Origin of the sequence: Extibacter sp. GGCC_0201 (assembly GCF_017566055.1) — a bacterium.
In the GTDB taxonomy this organism is placed as follows: Bacteria; Bacillota; Clostridia; order Lachnospirales; family Lachnospiraceae; genus Extibacter.
On the sequence record NZ_JABFCH010000058.1, the window covers coordinates 1 to 1,419 of the forward strand.

The 1,419-nt window shown below is 49.5% G+C and carries 2 protein-coding genes; both read right to left on the reverse strand.

Annotated features, from left to right (window positions below; genetic code table 11):
• Window positions 1-337: 337 nt before the first annotated feature.
• The gene (locus HJV72_RS18715; protein ID WP_208073358.1) at window positions 338-868 is read right to left on the reverse strand and encodes a hypothetical protein; all 531 of its coding nucleotides are present in this window, start codon (window positions 866-868) and stop codon (window positions 338-340) included.
• A gap of 300 nt (window positions 869-1,168) precedes the next feature.
• A partial coding sequence (locus tag HJV72_RS18720) for a hypothetical protein (protein ID WP_208073360.1) occupies window positions 1,169-1,419 on the reverse strand: 251 nt, incomplete at its 5' end.

The following is a 1,419-nucleotide window of genomic DNA, read 5'->3' on the forward strand; positions in this document are numbered from 1 at the left end:
ATATATCCCACGACCCTTTTCGTCCACGCCAGCCTGTTCTGATAAGGATACAGGCCCACCTCTGCCTTTTCACCGGCAAGATGATCCTCTGCTTTAGGGTTTTCACGCATATGGATATCCGAAAACACTTTGAACCCGCCATTCGGATACAAGGCCTGCATCTCTTCCTCATTCGCATAATACCAGCAGCCGGCGTTATGGATCCTGAATACTCTTTTTGTGCGTAATAATGGATGTATCTTATATTTGATAGGTCCTTCCTCCTGTATGTTTATTCAAAAAGGAGTCAGTCCTCTGATATGACCGACTCCATCCTGCATGCCTGTGGGAATGGTTTCTAAGTGGTGCCATCTTTAAATGTAAAGGTTACCGTTTTTGTAAATGTTCCCTCTGGATTGGTGGTGCTTTTCAGATAGGCATAGCCTGTGGCCACATTTTCTTTGCCGGTGCCAACTTTTGCCTTCATACTGCCCAGCTCAAAATCAGGACCGGCCAATTCTGTCTTTGAACCATTTGCCAGCCCCATCTTCGCAGAGCCGCCGCTTCCTCCTGTCATGTCAAATCCATCGCCGTATCCCGCAACCGAAACCGTAACGGTCTCACTACCCCCATAAGCCTGTCCTGACAGCTTATCCAGCAGTTCAAAGTTCAATGACTGCCCCTTGCTCGCCTCTGTATTGTAATCAGTCAGGGTCACCTTGCTCGGGAAGGAAACCATCCAGTCCGCCAGGTCCGGTGCTGCAGAATTCGCGGTATATGTAACTTGCGTCTTTCCCTCCGCAGTTCCTGCTGCCAATGCCGGTACTGTTATTGTTATGCTGATCATAGCAGCCAATGCCAATACGCTCATAAATTTCATCTTCTTCATATTTGTTTTCTCCTTTTTTTATGATTATAATCAACATCAGCAATGCTGCCGATGCAATTACCAGCCTTTCCAGATACAGCAATATGCCCGTATCACCCGTACGGGGGCCTGGCATAAGTTTGCCTTCGCCTTTGCAGATGACCTCTGACGCAGGCCTGTTATCTGGCACGTATACGACTTCCATCTGTCCTGTTTCTCCGCCCTTGTCAGCATCTCCATATGCCAGTGCAGTGCAGCTGCTGCATGCAAGGCATAGGATGAAGATTCCGGCGCTTACAATCCTCTTGATCATGATGCACCTCATGGTGATGGTGATACGGCAGAGATATAGAATAAGGTTCCCTGCCCGGTATCCGATGGATCGGAGCTGATGCTGAAGGTCCCCTTATAGGTCTCGTTGCCGTCCCTGGTCTCTGTATTGAACCATATGTCCTTACTCCTCGCCGTACCCCCCAACGTTCCGGCACGTGCATAGCTCCCGCCAGTTCCCGGAGCGTCCAGCTTATTCCCCCCTGCGTCATAGGAAAAGACTTTGATCGTCTCTGCCGGAT

What these genes read in the sequence shown, in the direction of transcription:
- HJV72_RS18715 (WP_208073358.1), bottom strand. Translation starts at nt 868, where the DNA reads ATGAAGAAGATGAAATTTATGAGCGTATTGGCATTGGCTGCTATGATC.